General features: G+C 70.6%; 1 protein-coding gene and 1 pseudogene. Both read right to left on the bottom strand.

Translation table 11 applies throughout. From position 1 onward, the window contains the following. Nucleotides 1–9: 9 nt before the first annotated feature. Nucleotides 10–996 (bottom strand): annotated as a pseudogene (gene ftsZ, locus V7793_RS37075) (cell division protein FtsZ); the annotation flags it as partial. A gap of 239 nt (nt 997–1,235) precedes the next feature. Next, a partial coding sequence (locus tag V7793_RS37070) for a cell division protein FtsQ/DivIB (protein ID WP_336014081.1) occupies nt 1,236–1,937 on the bottom strand: 702 nt, incomplete at its 5' end.

The raw sequence follows: 1,937 nt of genomic DNA, 5'->3' as shown, positions 1-1,937 counted from the left end.
ACCTTAGGAGGAGCCGAGCACCTTGTCGCGGCTGCCCTTGGCCGGCGGCTGGCCGCCGTCGAAGCCGGCGGCGATGACGGTGACCCGGACCTCGTCACCCAGGGCGTCGTCGATGACGGCGCCGAAGATGATGTTGGCCTCGGGGTGGGCGGCCTCGCTGACCAGCTGGGCGGCCTCGTTGATCTCGAAGAGACCGAGGTCGGAGCCGCCGGAGATGGAGAGCAGGACGCCGCGGGCGCCGTCGATGGACGCCTCCAGCAGCGGCGAGGAGATCGCCATCTCGGCGGCGGCCACCGCGCGGTCGTCGCCGCGGGCCGAGCCGATGCCCATGAGCGCCGAGCCCGCCTCGGACATCACGGACTTGACGTCGGCGAAGTCGAGGTTGATCAGACCCGGGGTGGTGATCAGGTCGGTGATGCCCTGGACGCCCGACAGCAGCACCTGGTCCGCAGACTTGAACGCGTCGAGCACGCTCACCTGACGGTCCGAGATGGACAGCAGCCGGTCGTTCGGGATCACGATGAGGGTGTCGACCTCGTCGCGCAGACCCGCGATGCCGTCCTCCGCCTGGTTCGCCCGGCGGCGGCCCTCGAAGGTGAACGGCCGGGTGACCACACCGATCGTCAGGGCGCCCAGCGAACGGGCGATGTTGGCGACCACGGGGGCGCCGCCGGTGCCGGTGCCGCCGCCCTCGCCCGCGGTCACGAAGACCATGTCGGCCCCCTTGAGGACCTCCTCGATCTCCTCGCGGTGGTCCTCGGCGGCCTTGCGGCCGACGTCGGGGTTGGCGCCGGCGCCGAGGCCGCGGGTGAGCTCGCGGCCGACGTCGAGCTTGACGTCGGCGTCGCTCATCAGCAGGGCCTGCGCATCGGTGTTGATCGCGATGAACTCGACGCCCTTGAGACCGACCTCGATCATCCGGTTGATGGCGTTCACGCCACCGCCGCCGATGCCGACGACCTTGATGACTGCGAGGTAGTTCTGCGGTGCTGCCACGTCGAAGGCCTCTCGCCTCGAGTTACGTATGCCTGGGGGACGGTTCAGTGCCGACCCGAACCCTCAACGTGAAGTTTAGGGTTACCGGTGCCGCTGTTCGCTGGGGTTCTCCGAACAGGACACTAAGTCGACAAGCCGCGCGCGTTCAACGAACACGCCGAACCTCCCGTTTTTCTTTTCACCCTATGTGATCACCCATAGCCGTAGCCAGCCAGGGTGCTGCCCGGCCACCCCGGCCGTCAACTCCCCGACGCCGCGGGAGCGCTGGGAGCGCTCACGTCGAAGCGGTCGGCACCCCGCGCGGCCTTCAGCAGAGCCGTCAGCGCACGGGCCTTCGCCTCGCCCCGCTCCCCGCTGCCCCAGACGACCGTCCGATCGCCCGTCAGCTCCAGGGTGATGGAGTCGTACGAGCGTACGCGGATGGTGCGGGTGTCCGCGCGCACGGCTTCGGGCAGCGCCTCGGCGACCCGGACGCCTTCGCGCTCCAGCCGCTCGGGGCCGAACCGGCGCAGACTGGCCGCCGCGGCGCCCGAGGGTTCCACGGACAGCCGGGGCACCCCGCCCGGAGCATGATCGACTGTGGCGAACCGTACGCCCTCGCCGTCGATTTCGATAAATCTTCCACCCTTTGCGGCGTCCTGGACGATCGCCTTGGGCTGCCGCTCGACCACTTTCAGGCCGACCGTGTGCGGCCAGGACCGCTCGACCCTGACCGAGGCGATCCGCGGCAGGGCGTCCCGCAGCCGTTCCTCGATGGCGTCGGTGTCCACGGAGACCAGGGGGCCGCCGAGCCGGACGTCGGCGGCGGCACGGACCTCATCGGGCGTCAGCACGCGGGCGCCGGAAACCTCCACCCGGGTGGCGCGCAGCCAGGTGGAGCCGTAGAGGGCCCATCCGGCGGCACCGCCGGCGAGTACGGCGGCCACCGCCCACAGCACCAG

The sequence above is a fragment of the Streptomyces sp. KLMMK genome, assembly GCF_036961605.1.
In the GTDB taxonomy this organism is placed as follows: domain Bacteria; phylum Actinomycetota; class Actinomycetes; order Streptomycetales; family Streptomycetaceae; genus Streptomyces; species Streptomyces telluris.
The sequence above is the reverse complement of the archived record's forward strand: the minus strand, read 5'-3'. Positions and strand labels throughout refer to the sequence as shown.